Annotated in this window: 28 protein-coding genes; 4 read left to right on the top strand and 24 right to left on the bottom strand. The window is 32.1% G+C overall.

What is annotated here, in order from left to right:
- Nucleotides 1-122: 122 nt before the first annotated feature.
- From HNV08_RS07890 to HNV08_RS07870, 5 genes are all read right to left on the bottom strand, one after another.
- Nucleotides 123-2,093, bottom strand: coding sequence for a YgiQ family radical SAM protein (locus tag HNV08_RS07890; protein WP_173280641.1), 1,971 nt, complete (start codon nucleotides 2,091-2,093; stop codon nucleotides 123-125).
- A 71-nt stretch (nucleotides 2,094-2,164) separates the two neighbouring features.
- Complete coding sequence (locus HNV08_RS07885; protein WP_173280640.1) at nucleotides 2,165-2,842, bottom strand: metal-dependent hydrolase; 678 nt, start codon at nucleotides 2,840-2,842, stop codon at nucleotides 2,165-2,167.
- 61 nt (nucleotides 2,843-2,903) lie between these two features.
- Entirely contained in the window at nucleotides 2,904-4,385 is a 1,482-nt protein-coding gene (locus tag HNV08_RS07880; RefSeq protein ID WP_173280639.1) for a hypothetical protein, read from the bottom strand.
- A 28-nt stretch (nucleotides 4,386-4,413) separates the two neighbouring features.
- Nucleotides 4,414-5,319 carry a 1,4-dihydroxy-2-naphthoate octaprenyltransferase gene (menA, locus tag HNV08_RS07875; RefSeq protein ID WP_173280638.1) on the bottom strand — a complete coding sequence of 302 codons (906 nt, stop codon included), beginning with the start codon at nucleotides 5,317-5,319 and terminating at the stop codon, nucleotides 4,414-4,416.
- A gap of 15 nt (nucleotides 5,320-5,334) precedes the next feature.
- Nucleotides 5,335-6,174: a 1,4-dihydroxy-2-naphthoyl-CoA synthase gene (locus tag HNV08_RS07870; RefSeq protein ID WP_173280637.1), complete on the bottom strand. Its 840-nt coding sequence runs from the start codon at nucleotides 6,172-6,174 to the stop codon at nucleotides 5,335-5,337.
- Nucleotides 6,175-6,367: 193 nt separating this feature from the next.
- Here HNV08_RS07870 and HNV08_RS07865 point away from each other — a divergent pair, with 193 nt between their 5' ends.
- Nucleotides 6,368-6,796, top strand: coding sequence for a hypothetical protein (locus HNV08_RS07865; RefSeq protein WP_173280636.1), 429 nt, complete (start codon nucleotides 6,368-6,370; stop codon nucleotides 6,794-6,796).
- Here HNV08_RS07865 and HNV08_RS07860 read toward each other — a convergent pair.
- From HNV08_RS07860 to HNV08_RS07840, 5 genes are all read right to left on the bottom strand, one after another.
- Nucleotides 6,788-7,621, bottom strand: coding sequence for a CvfB family protein (locus HNV08_RS07860; protein WP_173280635.1), 834 nt, complete (start codon nucleotides 7,619-7,621; stop codon nucleotides 6,788-6,790). The two genes, HNV08_RS07865 and HNV08_RS07860, sit on opposite strands and share 9 nt — an antisense overlap.
- Nucleotides 7,622-7,749: 128 nt before the next feature.
- Nucleotides 7,750-8,091 (bottom strand): DUF2853 family protein, encoded by a 342-nt coding sequence (locus HNV08_RS07855; protein WP_173280634.1) that lies wholly within the window; start codon nucleotides 8,089-8,091, stop codon nucleotides 7,750-7,752.
- A gap of 108 nt (nucleotides 8,092-8,199) precedes the next feature.
- Entirely contained in the window at nucleotides 8,200-9,960 is a 1,761-nt protein-coding gene (gene menD, locus HNV08_RS07850; protein ID WP_173280633.1) for a 2-succinyl-5-enolpyruvyl-6-hydroxy-3-cyclohexene-1-carboxylic-acid synthase, read from the bottom strand.
- A 60-nt stretch (nucleotides 9,961-10,020) separates the two neighbouring features.
- Entirely contained in the window at nucleotides 10,021-11,139 is a 1,119-nt protein-coding gene (locus tag HNV08_RS07845) for a chorismate-binding protein (protein WP_173280632.1), read from the bottom strand.
- 3 nt (nucleotides 11,140-11,142) lie between these two features.
- Entirely contained in the window at nucleotides 11,143-11,568 is a 426-nt protein-coding gene (locus tag HNV08_RS07840; protein ID WP_173280631.1) for a PaaI family thioesterase, read from the bottom strand.
- Between the two features lie 49 nt (nucleotides 11,569-11,617).
- Between HNV08_RS07840 and HNV08_RS07835 the strand changes: the two genes are divergently transcribed.
- Nucleotides 11,618-12,259 carry an alpha/beta hydrolase gene (locus HNV08_RS07835; RefSeq protein ID WP_173280630.1) on the top strand — a complete coding sequence of 214 codons (642 nt, stop codon included), beginning with the start codon at nucleotides 11,618-11,620 and terminating at the stop codon, nucleotides 12,257-12,259.
- Nucleotides 12,260-12,367: 108 nt separating this feature from the next.
- On the opposite strand, the gene HNV08_RS07830 is transcribed toward HNV08_RS07835, so the two are convergent.
- The 9 genes from HNV08_RS07830 to HNV08_RS07790 all read right to left on the bottom strand — a co-directional run bounded on the left by HNV08_RS07830 (nucleotide 12,368) and on the right by HNV08_RS07790 (nucleotide 17,929).
- The gene (locus HNV08_RS07830) at nucleotides 12,368-12,688 is read right to left on the bottom strand and encodes a YtxH domain-containing protein (protein WP_173280629.1); all 321 of its coding nucleotides are present in this window, start codon (nucleotides 12,686-12,688) and stop codon (nucleotides 12,368-12,370) included.
- Between the two features lie 108 nt (nucleotides 12,689-12,796).
- Complete coding sequence (locus HNV08_RS07825) at nucleotides 12,797-13,162, bottom strand: VOC family protein (protein WP_173280628.1); 366 nt, start codon at nucleotides 13,160-13,162, stop codon at nucleotides 12,797-12,799.
- A complete protein-coding gene (locus tag HNV08_RS07820; RefSeq protein ID WP_173280627.1) occupies nucleotides 13,159-13,893 on the bottom strand; it encodes a DNA alkylation repair protein in 735 nt (244 codons plus the stop codon). Before HNV08_RS07820 ends, HNV08_RS07825 begins: the two co-directional genes overlap by 4 nt.
- 110 nt (nucleotides 13,894-14,003) lie before the next feature.
- Nucleotides 14,004-14,531: an SRPBCC family protein gene (locus tag HNV08_RS07815; protein WP_173280626.1), complete on the bottom strand. Its 528-nt coding sequence runs from the start codon at nucleotides 14,529-14,531 to the stop codon at nucleotides 14,004-14,006.
- 24 nt (nucleotides 14,532-14,555) lie between these two features.
- The gene (locus HNV08_RS07810; protein ID WP_173280625.1) at nucleotides 14,556-14,909 is read right to left on the bottom strand and encodes a YciI family protein; all 354 of its coding nucleotides are present in this window, start codon (nucleotides 14,907-14,909) and stop codon (nucleotides 14,556-14,558) included.
- Between the two features lie 85 nt (nucleotides 14,910-14,994).
- Entirely contained in the window at nucleotides 14,995-15,696 is a 702-nt protein-coding gene (locus HNV08_RS07805; protein WP_173280624.1) for a hypothetical protein, read from the bottom strand.
- A 1-nt stretch (nucleotide 15,697) separates the two neighbouring features.
- Nucleotides 15,698-16,273, bottom strand: coding sequence for a Crp/Fnr family transcriptional regulator (locus HNV08_RS07800; RefSeq protein WP_173280623.1), 576 nt, complete (start codon nucleotides 16,271-16,273; stop codon nucleotides 15,698-15,700).
- A gap of 76 nt (nucleotides 16,274-16,349) precedes the next feature.
- Nucleotides 16,350-17,582, bottom strand: coding sequence for an RNA polymerase sigma factor (locus HNV08_RS07795; protein ID WP_173280622.1), 1,233 nt, complete (start codon nucleotides 17,580-17,582; stop codon nucleotides 16,350-16,352).
- The gene (locus tag HNV08_RS07790; protein WP_173280621.1) at nucleotides 17,582-17,929 is read right to left on the bottom strand and encodes a YciI family protein; all 348 of its coding nucleotides are present in this window, start codon (nucleotides 17,927-17,929) and stop codon (nucleotides 17,582-17,584) included. Before HNV08_RS07790 ends, HNV08_RS07795 begins: the two co-directional genes overlap by 1 nt.
- 258 nt (nucleotides 17,930-18,187) lie before the next feature.
- Here HNV08_RS07790 and HNV08_RS07785 point away from each other — a divergent pair, with 258 nt between their 5' ends.
- Complete coding sequence (locus tag HNV08_RS07785; protein WP_173280620.1) at nucleotides 18,188-18,565, top strand: hypothetical protein; 378 nt, start codon at nucleotides 18,188-18,190, stop codon at nucleotides 18,563-18,565.
- A 3-nt stretch (nucleotides 18,566-18,568) separates the two neighbouring features.
- Here the strand turns inward: HNV08_RS07785 and HNV08_RS07780 are convergent, their stop codons facing one another.
- The 5 genes from HNV08_RS07780 to HNV08_RS07760 all read right to left on the bottom strand — a co-directional run bounded on the left by HNV08_RS07780 (nucleotide 18,569) and on the right by HNV08_RS07760 (nucleotide 22,923).
- Nucleotides 18,569-19,192, bottom strand: coding sequence for a YiiX/YebB-like N1pC/P60 family cysteine hydrolase (locus tag HNV08_RS07780; protein WP_173280619.1), 624 nt, complete (start codon nucleotides 19,190-19,192; stop codon nucleotides 18,569-18,571).
- Nucleotides 19,193-19,194: 2 nt separating this feature from the next.
- A complete protein-coding gene (locus HNV08_RS07775) occupies nucleotides 19,195-20,142 on the bottom strand; it encodes an NAD(P)H-dependent flavin oxidoreductase (protein ID WP_173280618.1) in 948 nt (315 codons plus the stop codon).
- A gap of 147 nt (nucleotides 20,143-20,289) precedes the next feature.
- Entirely contained in the window at nucleotides 20,290-20,976 is a 687-nt protein-coding gene (locus HNV08_RS07770; protein ID WP_173280617.1) for a cupin domain-containing protein, read from the bottom strand.
- Nucleotides 20,977-21,112: 136 nt separating this feature from the next.
- Complete coding sequence (locus HNV08_RS07765; RefSeq protein ID WP_173280616.1) at nucleotides 21,113-21,640, bottom strand: lipocalin family protein; 528 nt, start codon at nucleotides 21,638-21,640, stop codon at nucleotides 21,113-21,115.
- A 56-nt stretch (nucleotides 21,641-21,696) separates the two neighbouring features.
- Nucleotides 21,697-22,923, bottom strand: coding sequence for a class I SAM-dependent rRNA methyltransferase (locus HNV08_RS07760; RefSeq protein ID WP_173280615.1), 1,227 nt, complete (start codon nucleotides 22,921-22,923; stop codon nucleotides 21,697-21,699).
- 182 nt (nucleotides 22,924-23,105) lie between these two features.
- Here HNV08_RS07760 and HNV08_RS07755 point away from each other — a divergent pair, with 182 nt between their 5' ends.
- A complete protein-coding gene (locus HNV08_RS07755) occupies nucleotides 23,106-23,771 on the top strand; it encodes an acetyltransferase (protein ID WP_173280614.1) in 666 nt (221 codons plus the stop codon).
- Nucleotide 23,772 lies beyond the last annotated feature (1 nt).

The following is a 23,772-nucleotide window of genomic DNA, read 5'->3' as shown; positions in this document are numbered from 1 at the left end:
AATTTTCTTTGGTATTGCTCTCCTTGAACGTATAAAATCTATATTATTTTTACGATAGATTGCTATTATTAAAACAACCAAAAAAAGGAAATAATTGAGGACTTAGAAATAGATATTTTAATCTATCGACGTTTCTTCCTAGACTTATGTTTACGTTTTCTACGAGAACCACCAGAAGAACTAGATTTTGTTGCAGGTACAGCATCATCAAACGTATTTTTAACCGCTTTAAGATTTACACTTTTCCACCCTTTACTTTCTTGCTCTGGCACTAAAGCTTCTACTAAATCTTTTCGACCTACTTTATTCAAGGTCTTTTTTATCCAGTCTCTATTTTCTTTTTTATACCAAAAGAAAAAACGATGTTGCTCATCTTTTTCTTTTTTTGTTTTTGGGGTTTTGGTTGGTTTTAAAGTATAGGGATGATAACCACTATAATAAATTACCGTAGCAACCGTCATTGGTGTTGGTGTAAAGCCTTGCACCTGCTCTAACTGAAAACCCATATCTTTAGTTTCCGCTGCTAAGTTGGCCATATCTTCTACTTCGCAAGCCGGATGATTGGATATAAAGTAAGGAATCAACTGCAACTTTAAACCTTTCTTTATGTTGATTTTATCAAAACGCTCCTTAAACTTATGAAAATACGTAAATGAAGGTTTTCGCATCAATTTTAAGACAGGATCAGATGTATGTTCTGGTGCTACTTTTAAACGACCCGAAATATGCTTTGTCATCACCTCTTCTGTGTAATCGTCTAATTCTTTAGCATCTGCATTTTTATTGAATTCTGGCACCAACATATCATGCCTAATTCCGCTACCAATAAATGATTTTTTAATTTTAGGATGCTTATCTACAGCCTGATATAATTCTGTTAATGGCTTATGAGATGTATCTAAATTACTACAAATTACTGGCGAAATACAAGAAGGTGCCACACATTTATCGCAAATAGATTGCACTTTTCCTTTCATCTTATACATATTAGCAGATGGTCCACCAATATCTGATAAATAGCCTTTGAAATCTGGCATATTTGCGACTTTATCGACTTCTTTTAAAACCGATTCTTGACTTCGACTCGCAATAAATTTTCCTTGATGCGCAGAAATGGTACAGAAACTACAACCTCCAAAACAACCACGATGAATGTTTATAGAAAACTTAATCATTTCAAACGCAGGTATTGGCCCACGCTTATTATATTTAGGATGTGGTAAACGCGTATAAGGTAAATCAAAAGACGCATCAATCTCCTCTTCTAGCATTGTAGGAAATGGCGGATTAATCACCAACATTTTATTATGTACGCGTTGAAAGATTCTATTTGCTCTAAGTTTATTAGATTCTTGCTCTATTACCTTAAAATTTGAGGCAAACTTTTTCTTATCCTTTAAACATACTTCATGGGATTCTATTTCTACATCGTCCCAATTTTTATTCTTAGGTACAGCTTCATCTTTATCTAGTAAAACAGCTGTTTGCTTTATGGTTTTTAAACTCGAAAACGGTACACCTTTTTGCAATAACTCAACAATTTCTCGCAAAGGTTGCTCACCCATGCCATATACTAGCATATCTGCTTTAGAGGTTTCTAAAATTGTTGGCAATAGTTTGTCGCTCCAATAGTCATAATGTGTTACTCTACGCAACGAAGCTTCAATTCCTCCAATTAATACAGGTACATCTGGAAACTTTTCTTTTAATATTTTAGAGTACACTGACGTTGCATAATCTGGTCTAAATCCTTTGTCGCCATTGGGTGTATACGCATCTTTGTCTCTTCGCTTTTTTGTTGCCGTATAATTACTTACCATAGGATCCATACAACCACCTGTTACACCAAAAAATAACCTTGGTGTTCCTAGTTTTGTAAAATCTTGTAAATTATCATGTACGCTAGGTTGTGGAACAATAGCAACTCTAAGACCGTAACTCTCTAAAATACGACCAATTACAGCAGGACCAAAAGAAGGATGATCTACATAAGCGTCTCCACTAAATAAGATAACATCTAATGCTTCCCAACCTCTAAGTTTTACTTCTTTGTTAGTTGTTGGTAGCCAATCTGTAAGTTGATTCGTTTTCATAGTGCTGCAAAGATACAGTTAAAATCGTTTTGTATTAAAACTAATAGTTTAACTATTCACTATTTCTCTTATTAAAGCTCTACGCTCTCACCTATGTTTAGCAACATTAAATCTTTATCCTTATCAAAGAATTTACGTTTCGCCTCTTCATGATCAATTTCAATATAACCAAAGGTATCAAAATGATAACCCAAGACTTTATCACAAGCTACAAAATCACTTGCTAAAATGGCATCTTCAATTCCCATTGTAAAATTATTTCCAATAGGTAAAACGGCTAAATCTAGTGTGGTTTGCATTGGTATGAGCTTCATATCCATTGTTAAGGCGGTATCACCTGCAATGTAAATCGTTTTGTGTTCTCCTTCAATTATAAATCCACCTGGCTGACCACCATAACTACCATCGGGAAATGACGATGTATGTATGGCATTAACATATTTAAGATTCCCGAATTCGAAATCCCAAGATCCACCGTGATTCATAGGATGACCTTCTAATCCCAATTTTTGATAATGTTCTATAATTTCAAAATTAGATACAATTATGGCACCTGTGCGTTTTGCAATGGCTTCAACATCTAATGTATGATCTTGATGTGCGTGTGTTACTAAAATATAATCAGCTTTTAACGTATTAATATCTATGTCTGAAGCCTTTTCATTTGCCGAAATAAATGGATCTACCAGTATAAACGTGTCTTTAATTTGAATGCCTAATGAAGCATGACCGTAGAATGTAATTTTCATGTTTAAATAGATTTATTTTTAGTTAAAAGATAAGAAAATATGTTGTTGTTTTATAGGCACCTTATTCTAAAACCATAAACTGTCTTTTCTTTCGTCCATCACTCATCATAATAAATACATCATCATTAAACGTTCCGTAGAAAGGTAAATAAAACGTTTTTCCTTTATTATCTTGAATTTTGCTATAAATAACTTCACCTTCTGCGTTATATGTAATATCATATAAAGATGTAGATTCAAACCAACCTTGAGAAACTTTAGTTCTACCATCTTTTTTCTCAGATAAGTTTTTACCTGAATTTAATAAGACGTGTAATTGGTCATTTTTTAAAAACACATTATATGAAGGTGCTGTAGCACGTTTAAAGATACTTCTTCCCCAATCTAATTGTCCTGATGCTCCAAACTTTAAGATAAGAATATCATCGTAATGATATGTGGTTTGCCAATAGCCTCCATTCATACCATTACTCACATAGGTTTGAGTGATATAAAACTCTTCTGCCAATAAATAGGTGTTCCCTGAAGAATCTTCAAGTATATAATCTATGTAAAAACTACCTAACTCCTTACCTTCTTTTTTAGTGCCTCGTTTATCGCCATACAAATCCTCATAAACATCTATAGGCAATTCATAATTTTTTTTGCTTGAAACGGCAAATTTTTCTGAATCAATAATAAAATTACATCCACCTTTAATTCTACCTGCTCGTTGTTCTGAATAAAACCCAATTAAGTGTAATTGATCCTTTATAGTAGAAATATTTAAGCTATTTATATGCTGATCGACAAGAGAAATCATCAACTCTTCATTACTATTCTCGTTTACTTTATTTAAAATAAAATCATAATTAGCTTCGCCTTTTTTCTTCTCTCTTTTTCCTTCCTTATATAGCTTTCCTAGTATAAATATATCTGCATTATCTGAAACCGAAATATCATTATGCTTAAAGTGTTTTTCTTTGTGTTTTTGGTAGCTTTTAGTATATAAAAGCTCTAAGGAATTTGCATCAAATACACGGATTGCATAGTCATTTACATCTTTATAGATATTATCTGTTGCTATTGCCAAATAGTTTCCATTAGGCGAAAGTGCAAAGCTCGTTTGCCTATCATTTCTATTAAAAAACAAACTACGTTTCTTAGCTACTGTGACATCAAATAACTGTTTCTTAGTATGAGAACCAGATTCTATATTAAATATATGACAATACACAATGCGCTCTTTTGCTTTTGGTGAATACACAGTAAAAACCTTAATTTCATTACCAAAAACTACTTCACCTACGTAAACCTCCTTTCTATCACTTTCTATGATTGCACTGTGTAATTTATTTAGGTCCTTATCAAAAACATCATATAAATAATCATTTTTACTTTCTCTAATAACTCCAGTTAGTGCATTGTTGGTATGAATAGCCAAAACGTTTACGGCTTTAACCTTGTCCTTAAACTCTTCACTTTCCGTAACGTTTAAAGTTGTTTGTTGCGAAAAACCAATGGTTACTGTAAATAAGAATACACAAAAGACTATTTTTTTCATATAAATAAAGTTTCTAAAATTAAAATTTCTAAAATAATATATACCCAACACCTAATAATATGGCATAAAGAAATGTAGACAAGGCTAACACTTTTAATTGACTATCATAATCGTTTGGCAATTGCGCTACCTTAATTTTTTTAATGTGAATTAATAGCGGAACAAAAGCTAAGATATACAAGAAATTATATGGCTCAACATAATATAAAACAGAAAATATAACCGTGATAATCATAGCTCCTAAAATTAGAGCCAGATGATACTTTTTGGCGTTTGGCAAACCTAATTTAACGGCTAAGGTTATTTTATTTGCTTTTTTATCTGATTCTATATCGCGCATATTATTTAAATTAAGCACACCAACACTTAATAATCCTAAAGCTACAGCCGGAAGAATAACAACATGGTCTACGACTTTCATATATAATATATAGCTTCCTACTGTACTTATAATTCCGAAAAACACAAATACAAAAACATCACCTAATGAACGATAGCCATACGGTGAATCTCCCATAGTATAATTAATGGCAGCATAGACACATAAGCCTGCCAAAATAAAAAATAGCAGCATGTATAAAAAATGTGATAAGCCAAAAGCTAACCACAGCAAACTCAAGGTTAAAATGATTACAATTAATATATTAACCTTAATAGCTTCAAACATCTCTAATGGCGTAATTGCACCACTTTGAATAGCGCGTTCCGGACCAACTCTATCTTCATTATCGGTACCTTTTACGCCATCACCATAGTCATTTGCAAAGTTTGAAAGGACTTGTAAACTTATTGTTGTAAGCAGTGCTAAAACAAAAATAAAAACATCAAAACCACCATTGTAATATGCAAAACAGGTTCCTAAAATAATTCCAGAAACTGAAAGTGGTAAGGTTCTTAAGCGCATGGCAGAAAGCCAGGGTTTAATTCTGTTCATTAAAAAAAGTTTAGATTATGGGATCCATTTTTTAGGGAAATTTGGTTTTCTTTTTTCTAAAAATGCGTCACGTCCTTCTTTAGCTTCTTCCGTCATATATGCCAATCGTGTTGCTTCACCAGCAAATACTTGCTGCCCAACCATGCCATCATCTGTAAGATTCATTGCAAATTTCAACATTTTTATAGATGTAGGCGATTTGGCTAATATTTCTTGAGCCCATTCATAGGCTGTGGCTTCTAATTCTGCATGCGGAATCACGGCATTAACCATTCCCATATCAAAAGCTTCTTTTGCAGAATAATTTCTACCTAGAAAAAATATTTCTCTTGCTTTTTTCTGACCAACCATTTTGGCTAAATAAGCAGAACCATAACCACCATCAAAACTAGTGACGTCCGCATCTGTTTGTTTAAATATAGCATGTTCTTCACTTGCTAAAGTTAAATCACAAACCACGTGTAAACTATGTCCTCCACCAACAGCCCAACCTGGTACAACGGCAATTACTGCTTTGGGCATAAATCTTATTAATCTTTGTACTTCTAATATATTTAAGCGATGATATCCATCTTCACCAACATAACCTTGATGACCTCTCGCCTTTTGATCACCTCCAGAACAAAAGCTCCATATACCATCTTTAGAGGAAGGCCCTTCTGCACTCAACAACACGACTCCGATATTAACATCTTCATTTGCGTCGTAAAACGCATCATATAATTCTGAAGTTGTTTTTGGCCTAAAGGCATTTCTTATATCTGGTCTGTTAAATGCAATTCTTGCAACACCGTTTGACTTCTTATAGGTGATGTCTTCATAGGTTTTTGCTGTTATCCATTTTGGTTCACTCATACTTATTAAATTTACCTACAATAATACTATATTTTTATACAAGATTTTAATTAAAATCGTATTCACAGCACTCAAGCAAACTACAAAGACTTAATTATCAGATTAATGTGACAAATTAAAAAATATTGTGTCTTATGAGTAGACTCATTTAACAGTGCTTCAATATTAGCTATATATTAAACAATCAGTAATTATGTCCATTTCAGAATCTAACATTGCAGATCATATTATTTTTAATGTAAAATTAAAAGATGGCATTGTTTATTTTTTAAATCACTTAGCCGTTTTAGAATTTCATAACGGTGTACACGTAGATTTAAGTACTTTTAAAAGTACAGCCTCAGAAATCACGACCTTTTTTGGAACTACAAAACCCTTTGGTCTTATTACAAATAAAGTAAATTCGTACTCAGTAGAAATTCTAGATATAAAAAAAGCACCTTCCCTTTTACCTAATTTGTCTGCTTATGGCATTGTAACTCATAATAATGCAGGAAAAATGAACGCTATTATTGAAAGTCAATACTGTAAATGGAAAAATATTTGTTTTGACAATCTATACGAAGGCATTAATAGTGTTTACCAAACTATAAAAAACAAAAATAAGATAGCACTAAACTAAGCTAATACCTTTATTTGCTTCAATAGTAATTTGACGTTCTTTATATAACGTACCTATTGCCTTTTTAAAACTCTTTTTGCTCATTTGAAGTATACGTTTAATATCTTCTGGATCAGACTTATCATGAAGTGGCAAAAACCCGCCATTATCGTGCAGTTCATTTAAAATATGTTCTGCGTTTGGTTCAATATTTCTATATCCTATTTGATTTAATGAAATATCTAATTTATTATCTGGTCTTACTTTTTTAATAATGCCTTTAAGACGATCACCTACACTTAAATCTTTATAAATATCGTCTTTAAACACTAAACCAAGGTGTGTTTTATTTACAATGACATTCATACCTAAGTCTGACGGATGCGATACTATTAAATCAACTTCATCAAATTGACTAACCGTTAATTCTTTATTACTTAAAAAACTATTTGTTTTACTCGATGCTACTAAACGTTCAGATTCTTCATCTTCATAGCAATAAACCAAATACCAACCACCTGCTTTCATTTTAAAAGCTTGCTCTCTAAAAGGGCAAAACAATTCCTTTACTAAACCCCAATCTAAAAACGCACCATAATCTGTCACTTGGTTGCAACGCAACAATGCAAAGTCTCCTTTTTTAATATATGGCTTATCTGTTGTAGCGACCGGTCTTTCTTCATTATCTAAATAAACAAATACGTCAATTTTATCACCAATTTCAAAAACCTTTGGCACATACCTGTTAGGTAATAACACTTCACCCTCTTGATCATCACCTAAAAACAATCCAGGTTCTGTATCTCTTAAAATTTCTAATGTATTGTATTCGCCTAATTTTATCATGCTACAAAGGTATTGATATTTTAAATGAATAATGAATAAGTTTTAGTGAGATCACTAAAAATTATTTGACACAAAAAAAGCGTTATAATCTTAATTATAACGCTTGTTTATTTATGTACTAAATCTATTTATGAATAGATTGACTCTTTACCAAAATGTTTACATAATAAATAATAAACAACGGCTCTGTACTTAGTTCTATTAGATCTTCCGTATGTTTCAATTACAGAATCAATAGCTTTATCTAAAGCATCACCATCACTTAATCCTAATTTTTTAATTAAATAATTGTTTTTTACTGTTGCTAATTCTTTCTCATCAGAACCAGATACAGTAGAAGAATCTGCATTGTAAATTGAAGGACCTAAGCCAATAGTTACTTTTGTTAACAAATCCATGTCTGCAGTCACACCACATTTATCTTTTAAATCTGCTGCATACTTTACAATTAAGTCATCTCTTTTACTCATTTTATTATGTGTTTTAAGTTAATTAAATTAGTTTTCCTAAAGGTAGTTATTTTTTAGAAACGTCAAAATTTAAAAAGTCACTTTTTTTAATCCATTTTTTAAAAAAAATTAGCTAATTGCTTTAAAATAACTCAACAACACATCATCATTAGTGCGTGATGGTGTAAATATCTCTAATAATTTTGGCTGAGTTGTTCCTTCAAAAAACCCGAGTAATTGTGTATCTAATTCCTCTTGGTTTTTTGCAGAATGATATTCAAAACCATACATCTCACACAACTGTTTTGCGGTTAAATGATGTTTCGTTTCAAAATAAGTATCAAAATTTTCTGTGTTTTTATTTCCAGGTAAAATTCTAAAGATTCCGCCACCTTCATTATTAATGACTATAATTCTAAAATGATTCGGTATATAATTATTCCAAAGGGCATTACTATCGTAAAAGAAACTTAAATCTCCTGTAATGCAGGTCGTTTGTTTTTCATTAACTATTGCGGCACCAATTGCTGTACTCGTACTTCCGTCTATTCCACTTGTTCCTCTATTACAAAAGACTTCAATGCTTTTTGGCACTTTAAATAATTGTGTATATCTTATTGCAGAGCTATTTCCTACCTGAAGTACACTTTGTTTAGGAATACTTTTTATGACTGTATTAAAAACTGTAAAATCTGAAAACGGTAAGGTTTGTAAATAAACATCATGCAGTTGTCTTCTTTTCTGCCTCGTGGCTAACCATGTGGTTTTATATGTACTTTTTGTATGATGTGTTACAAGTGGTAAAAAAGATTCTAAGAACGTGTTGGGTCGTAATTTAATATGTTTATCTAAACAAAAGAAGGTATCGTTAGCTTTAGACAAACCTACATGCCAATGATGTTCTGGCTTATAAGTTCTTAAAAATGCTTTGATTTTTTTGGAAACAATTAAACCTCCAAAGGTCAATAATACTTCGGGTTGAAGAGCTTTAAATCCATCCTCTTCTAAAGGCGCAATCATTTTATCTATACCAGGAAAAAAGTCTTTATGATTTAAATTAGACGTTGTTTCTGTAAACACAACAATACTATCATCATCGGCTATTTCTTGAATCCATTGTGCTTCTATAGCATGAGGTTCCATAACACCAACCAAAATCATTTTTCGTTTAGCACTATGCCAAACGTCTATTAGACTTTTTATTTCTAAAGCATCTACCTTATCGACTCTATTCTGAATTTTAAAAGGTTTAGGATTAATACTTAATGCATCTGTTGTTTCGTATAAAGGCTCATCAAAAGGAACATTAATATGCACAGGACCTAAACTTAATTTTGAAATCGTTAATGCATCGTGTATTTCTGATTCATTATAGGTTTGAATATCTTTTTGAAGTCCTAAAAATCGTTCTAGTTTATTTTCAAGACTTTTAAAAATTGGCAATTCACTTTCTGTTGTTCCCTGTTCTGAGTGTTTTAAATCTAGTTTTAAATTGGCATTATATAACACATGTTCTCCAAAAACATTTTTCTGTTTAATGGTTTGTCCATCGCCAATATCTATTAAATGTTTTGGTCGGTCTGCAGATAAAACGACTAACGGAATATTACTGTAAAAGGCTTCTGCAATGGCAGGATAATAATTGAGTAATGCACTACCAGAAGTACAAACTATAGCTACTGGTGCTTTTATTTGTTGCGCAATACCTAATGCAAAAAAAGCGGCACAACGCTCATCTACTATACTGTAACACTTAAAAAAATCATCGTGCGTAAAACCAATATTTAAAGGTGCGTTTCTACTTCCTGGAGAAATAACGATGTGCTTTACATTATGCGTTTTACATAGCGTTGTCACAGTTTGTGCAAGTGGAATTTTTGAATATATCATAAAAATTAAGTTCAGAATTAAAGTACTCTAGAACTACGTGTTTATAAATTTAGTTATTTTTTAGTCTAAAACAGCTTCTATAGTTTTAGCTTTATTTACGGTTTCTTCCCATTCTTTATAAGGGTCAGAATCCTTTGTAATTCCGCCACCTACATAGATATACGCTTCATCATCTACTAATTGCATACATCTTAAATTCACATAAAAGGTTGAACTATTTTTAACCACACCATAGGCATTATTTTCTACATTTCGTCGGTTATAATTTCTAGTTTTGGTTTGTTTTAAATTTAATTCACCTAAAAAACCAGTATAAAAATTTCGTTTATAATTTTCATTTTGAAGGATAAATGCTTTAGCATCTGCTTTAGGAAAACCACAAACAGCAGGTGTAGGATGCAAAGCTTCTACAATTTCTTTTAATGGTAAAGAATCTTTAACGATACTAGAAATTTTAGTTTTTAGATGTATTAAGTTACCTGCTCTAATAGTATCTACAGGAGACACACTAACTTGTTTTGTAAACGGCTCAATTTGCTCTACGATATAGTCGGTAACGATTTCCTGTTCTTCGTATTCTTTGTTTGTCCAAATGGGTTTAGAAATCCGTCTATATGGCTGTGTACCTGCTAACGATATTGTCGTTAATCTATTCGCTTCTAATTTTAACAACAACTCTGGTGTTGCACCAATCCACAAACCTACTTTAGGATGATACCAACAATAGACCATCGCATTTTTATAAGTACTAATAAGCCTTTTAAAAATAGCGAATGGATTTTTATTTTGAAGTTTTTTGGTTTCGTATCGCGATAAAACGACCTTTCGCAAACGACCTTCTTGTATATACTGTATGCCATTAGACACTAACCTTGTATGCGCTTCTTGTCTTTCAGTATTCTCATGAACCTCAGAAACCGCAGAAACAGAAACATCAAACGCGTCTACATCAATTTCTGAAAACTGACAAGCATCTTTTGGAAATAGAATCGTTTGGTCTTCTAAATTGAAAGGCGCAAAAACAAAGCCGCTTTCTGTAAACGTATCTGTTTTGTGTAAAGTTGCATCATTTTGTAACCAACATTTAATCTTATGCGTTATAGGTCTACTATAAACCACAAAAGGTAATTGTTTATGGTAATGATGTTGTAAAGCTTCAAAAAAAGAATCTTCAGTCATTGACTACTTTTTTTTAGGAAGTGATATGGTTGATAAACGACAAACCGAAATTAATTGTTCTGCTTCATCCGTCACTTTAATATCTAATAATTGCGTGGTTCTACCTTTATGCAAAAACGTGGCTCTTGCATATACAAATCCAGAACTTACACTCTTTAAATGATTAGCTGTTATTTCTAATCCACGAATAAAAAACGTTTCTGTATCTATAAAAATATGTGAAGCAAAACTCCCAACACTTTCTGCCAGTGCAGCTGTTGCACCACCATGTAAAACACCATCCGGTTGATGCACCTTAGAGGTCACAGGCATTCTGGCAACTAAGAAATCATCGCCAAAATCCACGATCTCAATACCTAAGGTCTCCATTAGCGTGTTTTTACTTACTGCATTGGCTTTTGCTAAAACGTCTTGTTTAGATAATTGCATAGAAAAAGAGTAATTTTATAGTTCAAAGATAAAGAAACCACCAACAATAATGAATTCGCAAGAGAAAGAAATTACATATACATCTACCAACTCCTATTCCACTTTAAATACACTCACAAATGCTACAAAAAACGTTTGGTTTGTTTGTCATGGCATGGGCTATTTAAGTCGCTATTTTTTGCGTTATTTTAAGGGATTAAATGCACAAGAAAATTATATCATTGCTCCACAAGCGCCTAGCAAGTTTTACATTCAACCTAAAATGCACGTTGGTGCTAATTGGCTTACTAAGGATGAAACACAAACTGGAATGCAAAATATTCTGAATTATTTTGACACCATTTTTGAAGCTGAAAAAATCCCAGAACACACTAATCTCATCGTCTTGGGCTATTCTCAAGGTGTTAGTGTAGCTACGCGATATGTAGTACAACGACAATTACAATGCCATCAGTTGGTATTACATTCTGGCGGAATCCCAATAGAATTAACTACTAATGATTTTAAATTTTTATCTAAAAATACCAAAGTAAAATTAATTTATGGCACTGAAGATGAGTACTTAGATGCCTCTAGAATAAAGCTTGAAACTGAAAAGGCAAAATTACTTTTTAAACAGCGACTTACAATTTTACCATTTGAAGGCAAACATGCAGTACATGTAGATTTTATAGAAAAACTAGTCAGCTAATATGTAAAATATAGGCTAAAAAAAAAGTCAGTTACAGTACTATCGAATTCTTAGCATCCTAGAATAAAATAGTATTGTAACCAACTTTTAGATTTATTTTTATTAAAATTAACTCGTCTTTTGTAAGGTTTTATTCTTTTCCTTTAGAATAGCCAATTGCTTTTCAATAAATGTAATGGCTTGCTCGGTTTTGTAACTCGATTTAGAAGCAAATTCTTCCATATCTTGTTTAAACTTTTCTTTTCCTGAAGCTACTGCTTCTGATAAATCTTCTTTTACTTCTTTTAGATCACTTGATAATTGATCTTTTATATCCTTACCTTCTTTTTTAAGCTTATTTCTAGTTACACTTCCTTTTTCTGGTGCTAACAATACACCTGCTGCAGCTCCTAACAATACGCCCAAAACGACTACGCCTTTATTTACCATAACTTTTTTTTCTTTTTAATTAAACTTGTGTTCTACTTTATACGTCGCAGAACTTACTGAATTGTTACAAACAAATTTAATGCCAAGGATTTAAGTCTAAAAAACAATCTATTTATTGAATTCTCCGATATGCCAAAGAATTCCCGAAGGATCATGAAGAAAAAATTCCTTGCCCCAATCATTGTAAACAATCTCTGAACATTTTACACTATTATATTTTTCTAATATGCTAGATGCCTTTAATTGGTCTAAGTGCTTTTCAGTATTATCTACCTCAAGAAAAAGCATAGTATTATCTACCCAATCTTTAGCATAATAATCTTGTAAATAAAAGGCAAAATTGCCCAGTTTAAAAACGGACATATTATGAGCAATAACAAACTCTGTAAATCCTAAATCATTATAGAATTGGCGTGAAATTGAATAATTTTTTGCACCAATAAATGGTCGTAAGGATTTTGGATAAAATTTCATTTTAAATAATTTTTACGATCTAATTTAACAATCGATTTTCTATAAATAGCACGTGGATAATCAGATAATCTAAGGCTTTCTTTTTGTAATTCATTCAAGGCATTCTGAGCAATCCATTTGGCAGATTTGCTATCATAATCTAAAATAACTTTTGCAATGGCTATAGCTTTATTATTTAGATCTGAATTTCGTTTCCCTAGACTTCTTAATGCCCAATTCACGGCTTTTTTTACATAGAGTCTATCGTCATTAGCTTGTTCTTTTAGTAGCACAAAAAACGACTCAAAAACGTCATTTTCTGATGTTTTATCTGCCATACAATACGATGCTAAAGTTGCGAAAGCGGCACGTTTCTCAAATTCTGGTTCTCTTTTACTCCATTCAAAAATCTTTGTCAGTGCAAAGTCGCTTTTTGAAAATAATCCCATACAAAAGCTATCGCAAATTTCCCAATTCTCAAATGTCTTAACCCAATATTCCATGAGGTCTTCTGTAACATCTTTAGGTTTATATATTTTACTACATAACAAACGAGCTTCGTAGATACCACTATCAAAAAGTTCAATTGCTAAATGGTTGTTTTTTCCAATCGCTTTAGCAATAACATTTAAATCTTTATGATAAATACCGAGTGCATTATTAGAAACTATACCAAATTTCTTTTGTCTAAAAAGGACCTTCTCTTTATCTTCTAAGTCGTATAAACATTCTATAATCTCTTTGCACGTCATATTATATACGGTTTTCCCTTAATTATAATGTGTTTTATCCTTTAAATATAAAAAAAGCGACATTGAAAAAGTACCCAATTCGCTTTTAATTTTTCAAATGCTAGGCTAAGCTAATTCTCGCATGTTTTTTTTAATAATGCCATGCCTCTCGCATTCATTTTCTCCATATCTTTTTTAGCACCAAACAGCCACATAAAGAAAGCGTCTACCAAACCCGATTTGAGATTAAAATTTTGTGTAACTTTTGTGATATTTTTGGTGTTTGAAAACGAATATTCAAAAGTTGGATTTGCTTTAAACGGTTTCTGTATATCGCATTCCATTTTTATGTACGTTAATGGTTTTATAACGGTAATTTCTTGATAGCCTAGGTCCTTTCCGTTATTTCCTTCCCAATGAAATTGTGCACCTACAGCGCCATCCATTCCTTTTACTTCTGTTTTTTGTGCTGGATCTGCTTCGTAAAACGGTGACCATTTTGTAAAATTCTTGAGGTATAATACATTATTAAAGGTTGTATGAATATCTGAATTGACTTCTACCGTTTTTTGAATATTAATGTGTTGTAATTTATTTGCATTATAGAATCCTATTCCTAGAAAAAGGACTAATGCGACTGTGATTATTATTAGTATCATTTTTTTCATTTTTTAAAGTTTATATTAATGCTCCATTGGGATAATATTCCGTACTTCAACAACACCTCCCATTTTTAAAATAGGGCTCGCCTTTGCCATGGTAACGGCTTCATCTAAAGAATTGGCCTTCACTATCATGTTGCCACTTATGGTTTGGTTTTCTGATATTAAAATACCATCTGAGATGCTTAGATTGGCAGTAATCTGTTTTCCGCTAAAACCTAATTGATGTGTACTTTCTAATTTTTCCGAAATCGCAATGTGTCCTATAAATCGACCCCATTCTTCTTTCATTTGTGCTATTTCTTCCGCTGATGGTTGGTGTTCTGGTTGAGGGCTATACCTAAATAGCATCATAAATTTTTGTTCTGTTTTCATCTTTAATAATTTTTAGTGTTAAACAATACACCAAAAGTAAACGAGAGAAAACACTAAAATCTTTGCTTATGACAAGAAATGAAAACTATGCCTTTTTTACTGAAGATAACTTACGATACACCAATAAATGAAGAAATATAATTGTTGGAGGTGCAAATGCTGGTATAAAACAAAAAGGAAATTCTGCTAAAAACTCTACACCTTGTATCCCTTTATCTATACTTATTTTAGTAAAAATAATAGCCATAGCAGATGTAATTAATATATCCAATAGACCTAGAGTATTCCATAAATAGGTAAGTTGAAATGCAAACTGTTTACGAGCTCGAATTGCCTTTATCACAAAAACACTTGTTATGGCAATAAAAACGTCTCCAACTCCTGCAAAAAGTGCAAAGCCTTGCGGCAATAAATCGTACAGGTATAATATAATAAATGTACTGCCTATCAGTCGGAAAAGATGAATTTTCACTAAATCCTCTAATGCTATAATTGCATTGGCCTTTTTACAGATTTTTGTATTATAAATTACAGTTACAAAAATGGCTAAAGGCAATGTTGTTGTAACCACTATTTTTGGAGGTAACATAACCGTATCAAAAAAACCATTGAGACTTGCCATAGCCACTATGAGTAAATAAAACAAATAGAAAAGTAGAACCAACCAAAATCCGTTATTAATTTTTCCTTTTTTGGCTAGTTGTGCTACAAGGACAACAGGTATTGAAAAAGCCAATAAAAAAACGATAGAAAAAACAAGAGGAACTTGATCTGAGAACATCATCATATTATAAGGTAATTTCTTTTCTAATTCTACTCAAGGACGTATCTGTAATGCCTAAATATGTGGCAATGTGTTTTAAAGGAACATTTTGAATTATAGAAGGTTTTTCGCTTAATAAGCTTAAATATCGGTCTTTAGCTTGGTCTGCAATCACTGATATGGAATGATTCTTTAATTCAAAATAGTTATTTACAAGTCTGGTTCTACCTACTTCTCTAAACGCTTCAATTTTAAATAATTTCATAAAGTTACTAAACGTAATTTTCCAACATTTACCTGCTGTTAAAGCCTGAAAGGACTCTTTACAAGGTTTTTTAAGAAAATATGAATTCCAATCTATAACAATATCCTCTTCCGTAAAGAATTTGGTTGTTATATCATTTCCTTCTGTATCCATGGTAAATGAACGCACAAAACCAGTTTCTAAGAAGTAATAATAATGAGCAACTTTTCCTTTTTCTATAAGGCAATCATTTTTTTTAAACGTAATGGCTTCAAACTGCATCAGAATGAGTTCTAATTCTTCTGGATTGAAATTTTCTGGTTTAAATATTCGGGTTAAAAAATGTGCATGATTCATTGACATCTTATTCGTCTTTCTGTGATTATAATAGCATAAAATGAATGCATTAAAGTTATGAATTATGAGTATACAATTATAATAACGCAGCTTTCTTTTTAATTAAATAGGCTTTTTCTAAGGCATTATTTACCGTGTTTATTGCTAAATCAATTTGAATCAAAGCTTTATTTATAGCATTGGTCTCGGCATAATAATCTGCCTTTGCTGCATAATACAAATAGGCACGTTGTTCAAAATCCTTAGCCTCTATTTGATTAAAATAGGTACGAGCTGTTTTATAATCTTTTAATTGCATACAGATAACAGCCATAGTTAAAATGTGTGTTGGCATGGGTTGCAAATGATATAATGCACGATACCATTTTAAAATTTTCTCCCATTCTGTAGCTTCAAATGTTTTGGCTTTTAAATGTTCTGCTGCAATTGCGGCTTCGTAATGATAACATGAAAAATGCTCAGTCTCAACAGCCTTATACATCATAGAATTTCCAAGCTCTATAAATGGAAAATGCCATAAACTTCGATCTTGTTGTTTTAAATCTATGACTTCATTATTCACAGACATTTTAGCTTCTAACCTTGCCGAATGAAAACACATCAATGCAAAAAGTGCATAAGATTCTGGTCGTTGAGTTTGCTTACATGTTAACACTAATTGACATAAACGCATGGCTTCTGCACATAAGTCTTCGCGAATGAGCTGTGTTTTACTATTAGAATGAAACCCTTCATTAAAGATCAGATATAAAACTTCTAATACACTATCTAAACGATTTGGCAATTCCGTTCCTTGAGGTATATTGAATTTTATATTTGCATTTTTTATGGCTTTACGCGCACGCATTAAACGCTTTTTTATGGTTGCTTCTTTCGTTAATAATGCCGAAGCTATTTCTTTAGTGCTAAAGCCAGATACTGTTTTTAAGGCAAATGAAATTCTATCGTGTGGTTCTAATTTGGGATGACAAGCCGTAAATATCATACGGAGTTGTGCATCTTCTATTTCGGTATCTAAAAACAACTCATTTATAGCGATAGTATCTGTACCTCTTGTAATTTTTGGGAGTTGTTTTTTATGAGATTTTAAAGTTCTAAAAATATCTATCACTCTATTTTTAGCCGCTTTAGTTAACCAAGCTTCAGGATACTCTGGCAGTTGTTTTCTCCATGTTAGACTGGCTTTTATAAACGTATCTTGTACTGCATCTTCAATAATATCGAGATGTTGAAGTCCAAAAATCCGAGTTAATACAGAGACCATCTTTCCACTGTGATGGCGAAATAGATGGTCTATATCTTTGTCCATTATTGATCAAATACCATTATTTCACGTATTTCTACGGTGTTTCCTAAATCATAATCTGGAAAATCCTGTGCTATTTCTTGTACTGCATCAAAATCCTTTGCTTTAATTAAATAAAAACCACCTACAATTTCCTTAACTTCCGTAGATGTTAAATCGGTAACCGTTCTGTTTTTACCTGTAATACGTCTAATTTGTGGAGTTAATGCTTCTCCACCTTTTAAAATTCCGGCTTTTTCCATTTTTGCTCCCCAAGCAAACCATTTTTCCATACGTCCTTGTAATTCATCTGGAGATAAACCTAAATCCACATACTCTTTACCAACGAAAATCATCATAAAATCTTTCATAATTATACTATTTATTTGTTTATATCCTTTAAACGTTTCTTGGTCTAAGAAAGGGGACAATTATTTGAAAAATTAATTCATTCTTATGATTTAGCCAAATAAATACATACGAAGTCTGGTTTAATTCTATTGAAAACACAAGTTTTAAGTCATTGCTTTTTAAATAATGGGTTGTTTATCGTAAAAAGTACTATTCAAACGGATAAAGTTTTTACTTCTTCCTTTAAATAATACTTTTCGCTTCTCAAAACCCAAATCATGAAACTACTTTTAACCTTTTTTATCGTATTTAGTTTTAATACTAGTCATGCGCAACTTATTTCTGAAGATGATCAGTTGCATTTTGCCATAGGTGCAGGTATTGCTGCATCCTCTTATGCCGTTATTTATTCTAAAACCAAAAATTCTAAAAAAGCATTTTGGTATAGTCTAGGCCTTTCAACGTTGGCTGGCTTATCTAAAGAAATATATGATGGTTATATTATCAGTGGAAAGTTTGATACAGGAGAAGCTATTTCTACATCAGCTGGTGGATTTGTGGCCAGTTATACCTTTAATTTATTTACAAGGAAAAAGAAGACCAAAATTGAGACACCAGAAAAAGAAGATCATTTAGAAGACCTGGTTCTAAATTAATTATTACTGTATTTTTTTTACAAACACTATGGCATTGCTATTGGCCATACCATTTGGGTTGCAACCTAATTGACCTTCTGGTATTTCGATACCTAAGGTTTTGTAATGCTCAATCCAACCGTTATGAAATTCGTTTGTTTTTGAATCTTTAAACGTCATAGGCTCCAAATCAAATATTGAATCTGATTTAAATAATTCATAGATATATTCCGAACAATAATAACCTTCATCTTCTAAAATATATGAGGTGTTATATGTGTTACCTATTAGAGATTTTGCCTTTACGATAGCATTTTCTATCCGTTTTGCTTCTCTATTTTTAATTCTATAGACGTCTGCTGAATAATTACTTGTATCTGAAGACGTCAAAAACGTTTCTAGAGTTTCAGCAACCACACCCTTTCCTAAATCTGAATGATACACAATGACACTGTCTTTGTGTACTTCACAAATTCCCATATGCGTATAATTTGTAGATTTGTTAGTTTGCGTGACATCGTTAATGGCTGCAGATAACTGACTATTCAGTTTACCTCTAAAAATGATATCTCCTGTTTGAATTTGATCTGTAGTCTTACTACAAGACAAACTTATTAAACAAATTAATATAGGAATAATAGTTCTCAACTCTACTTTATTAATTTGTCTACAATTCCCTTAACAGGCTGTATGGCGTGCGTGTGTTCTATACTAGGACCAGCAACCCAAACCGTTTTATATGTGGCTTTTTTGGCTGCGTTTTCGGTAGCTTTCATACCAATTGAAAAACGCACCATTTTCACCCATTTTTTTAGACTTTTATTTTTATTTAAAAGGTTTTCTAGCCATGTTGCTTTTGTTCCAATTTTTTGAACGTATGGCGTGTTAATTACCGTACAAGGTGTACCTGAAATACGCTCGGTCATTATAATATCTTCTTTACCATAATCTACACAAGCTTGTTTATATTCATCGGTAACATTGGCTTCATGAGAGGCAATAAACGGACTACCAACAGACACACCAGAAGCGCCATAACTTATCATTTTATCAATATCTGCTTTACAACCTACACCTCCTGCAGAAATGACTGGTATAGATAATTCTTTACTTAATAAATTGGTTAATTCCTTTGGAGACATATTCCCTCTATGACCACCAGCTTCATTATTCACAGCAATAGCCGCATCTGCACCTAACTGCTCAACCTTTTTTGCAAATCTTAAATCCGTTACATCACAAAAAACTTTGATGCCTACCGCATGTGCTTGAATTATGGTTTCTTCAGGACTTCCTAATGAAGTAATAATAAAATCACAACCTTCTTCGCAAATAGCTTCTAACTGACTTTTATATTTTACGTTAGATTTATTTACAATAAGATTAAAACCAAACGAACCACCTTCTATTTTATTAGCTTTTAAAGCCTTAATCGCACTTCTTAATTCATCTATGGTTCTATAATTTAATGCAGGTATACATCCTGCAATACCTGCTTTCATTGCTTCGGTAACCATAGCAACATTCGATACCAAAAACATAGGAGCTTGTATAATAGGATATTTTATATTTAGCAATTCTGAAAGTTTACTTTGCATAATCTTATTTATTTAAATGTAATTGTTCACTAACGATGCATTATTTTAAAGAACAATCTAATTATAAGTCTTTTATTCAATTTTAATTGATTATCTGTGTTAAGCGCAATTATTAAATGCTGCGAGATATGGCAATCTTACTTTTCATTAATTCATCTCTGGATCTGATCTTAATACGCCAGAATTAGTATGTACATTACCCACTTCCGTTATAATAGCACCTTCTGGACCTGCCATTTGCCAATGTGCAGATTCTACAATGGCTAAAGAATCAAATTCGCCTTCATTGGCTTCAACAATATGTTTAGCAGTGACTTTACCATCCCAATGTGTTTTTGGAACTACAACCTGTGGAAATTGAGACAAATTATCTTCGCCTACACCAGCTATATAACTCTTTCCATGTCTTATTAGCCAACCTTCCATTTTAGCAGGATTATTTTCAGCAGCAAAATGCTTATGCTCGCCCAACATTTGACCAGGTAAAAGAAAAATATCCATTAGCATATATTGGTCCTTTTCATTGTTTACAAACATCACTGAAGCCAAACCTAAATTAGCATAATCACCTTTATTATAATCGGTTAACCATATTTTTTCACGTAAACCATCAAAAACAGGATAGTCATGATAAACCAACATTTCCATTAAAGCATCTTTCGCTTTTTCTTCTAAAAAAACACCATCTGAGTCATAAAATTGGTCATTACTAAACGCTAATGTTTTATGGGTTTCGTCTTTAGTTTCGACAATTGATTTTTTTTCAGTAGTTGTGTTACAGCTTGTTAAAAAGGTCAACATTGTTAATGAAAGTAATGCAATAAAATGTTTCATGACGTTTTGTTTTGATTTAAATGTTTTAAAATTAAAAGTTCTTCTAAAAATGAACCAGTGCAAATATAGTTAAATTTACTATGCACGCATAGTAGTTTTAGTTAATATACTAAAGCTCTAAAATGGTGGAAATGTGCTATTGTCTTTCAAAAGTAGAAATGCTATGCACATTAACAATGTAATCTACACCTTCTAATGTGGTAGATTGTTCTTCCATAAGATCGACCTCTATTACATCATTAGAGACTAAGGTTACCGTTGCAACCGAAGAGAACCCATCTCGTTCAATAGTTAATTCACTACCAGAAAGTGACCAAGTTCCATCTCCTAAAAATTCTAAATTTTCAACGGAACTAACCTCTGTTTCCCCTAAAAATGTTGTAGTAAGTTCCATACTATAAGTACCATTGGTATAGAATTGATTTGGGTTATCTGTAAAGGTAATTGTATAGTCTATATCATAGGCTTCGCCTGTAAACTGAGACACTACAGGTATCCCTAAATACTCAAATGTTGTGTTGCCAGAATAATCTAAGTCTACACCTACCCAAGTCCCTAATAAATCAGAAGTACTCAATTCATCATTAGAGTTATCATCATCTGAAGCGCATGCCATTAAACAAATGACGCAACAAAATAAATAGAAATAGTTTAGCTTTATCATGGTACTATTTTTTAAGTAGATATTTCTATTAAGACTTCATAAATTTACATAATAAATTATTCTAAGAACCTATAATAGCCACATTTTAAGTACGCACCTTCTTGAAACGCTATAGGATGATCTATATCATGTGTGGTCTTTAATTCAATTTCAAATAGCCTAGATTGCATATTTAGTACTCTTGCATTTAAATCAAAAAATGATTGTGCTAAAACTCTAGATGAACAAGATGCCAAAACTAATATTCCTTTTTTTGCCGTGAGCTTCTCTCCTAACGCTGCTAATTGCGCGTATTTCTTCTTAGCTAATTCTACCTCAGATTGTTGTTTGGCAAAACTAGGAGGATCTATAACAACAACCTCGTAGGTTATTCCTTTACGAATTAAAGATTCCATGACCTCAAACGCATCACCAGAAATGGTTTTATGTACGCCAGAATAATCATTTAATTTTCCGTTTTGTCGTGCCATATCTAAAGCTTGTTTACTAATATCTAAACTAGTAACATCAGTGGCTTGATTGGCTAAAGCATGTACAGAAAATCCTCCAGCATAAGAAAATACATCTAATACAGATTTACCAGTGCTTAACTCACCTACGCGTTTTCTATTTGCTCTGTGATCTAAAAAATAACCTGTTTTATGACCCTTTATAACATTTGCAGAGAATTTTACACTGTGCTCTACAAACTCCACAACAGGAGAATGGAGCGTACCATAAATAACTTCACCGTCGATTAAATTATGGTTGGTGCTGTTTTGCAATCCTCTACTTAAACGCATCACAATGGATTCTGCATGAGATACTTGTTTTAGACTGTTTAGAATTGACTCTAAATACGGTAACCAAATTTCTGAATACAATTTTACCACTAAAACAGAAGCATACACATCTGCAATTAATCCTGGAAATCCATCATTTTCTCCAAATATTAAGCGATAACTATTGGTGTTAGTGCTAAGAAGTTCTGCTCTTTTTTGAAACGCTAATGTAATCTTGTCATGAAAAAATTTGGCATCAATAATTACTTTAGTTTCTGCATTATGAATCATTTTTATACGAATTGGAGAATTTCCATCGTATAGACCTAAACCAATAACTTTGTTTTTATTCTTGCTAAAAATTATTGCTAAATCACCTGTTTTGGCATCGTCATTAATCTTAACAATACTATTAGAAAACACCCAAGGATGCCCTTTAACTACAAATTGCTCACCTTTAGCGTTGAGTTTTACAGCCAAATTTTTTACAGGGACAGAAAGAAATGATTTATTAAACGACATACATTACCTAAAACTATTTTCGTTTACAAAATAACCTTAAATAAATCAATGTTTCGTTAGAATAATAGAAAAACTTCACACATCAGACTTATTTCTTAGTATTAATTAATGATTGTGTATTTTTGTATTATAAAACCAAATCTATGCTATAGCAATTGCTATAACAACCTATTCTAGTATTAATGAAAAACATACTTATTTACGGCGCATCTGGCCATGCTAAAATGATTATTGATATTATTGAAAAGAATAAAAGCCACGCTATAAAAGGCTTTATAGATTCTTATAAACCAATTGGTTTAGAACTCAATGGATATACTATTTTAGGACATTTAGAAGATTTACAAAAGGTTTCTCAAGAACATAAAATAGATGGTATTGTCGTTGCAATTGGCGATAATTTTAAACGAAAAAACATTGTCAAAGCTATTGAAAAAGCAACTCCCAATCTTCAGTTTTTTACCGTAATACACCCAACAGCTACATTAGCTCAAGATATAAGTATAGATGTTGGTACTGTTATTATGGCAAATACTGTCATTAATGCAGGTGCAAAAGTGGGTAAACAATGCATAATTAACACGGCTTCTACCTTAGGTCACGACTCTATTTTAGACGATTTCTCTAGCTTAGCATCTGGAGTTACAATAGCAGGAAACGTATCCATTGGTAAATGTTCTGCAATAGGATTACGTGCCATAGTTATACAAAGTCTCACAATAGGAAATAATACGGTAATTGGAGCAGGATCGTTAGTTTTAAAATCCATTGGTCATCTCAAAACCGCTTTTGGTAACCCTATTCACACCGTAAAAAATAGAAACGAAGATTCTCCATATTTAGGTTAAC

The organism is Winogradskyella eckloniae, from assembly GCF_013249045.1.
GTDB lineage: Bacteria > Bacteroidota > Bacteroidia > Flavobacteriales > Flavobacteriaceae > Winogradskyella > Winogradskyella eckloniae.
The sequence above is the reverse complement of the archived record's forward strand: the minus strand, read 5'-3'. Positions and strand labels throughout refer to the sequence as shown.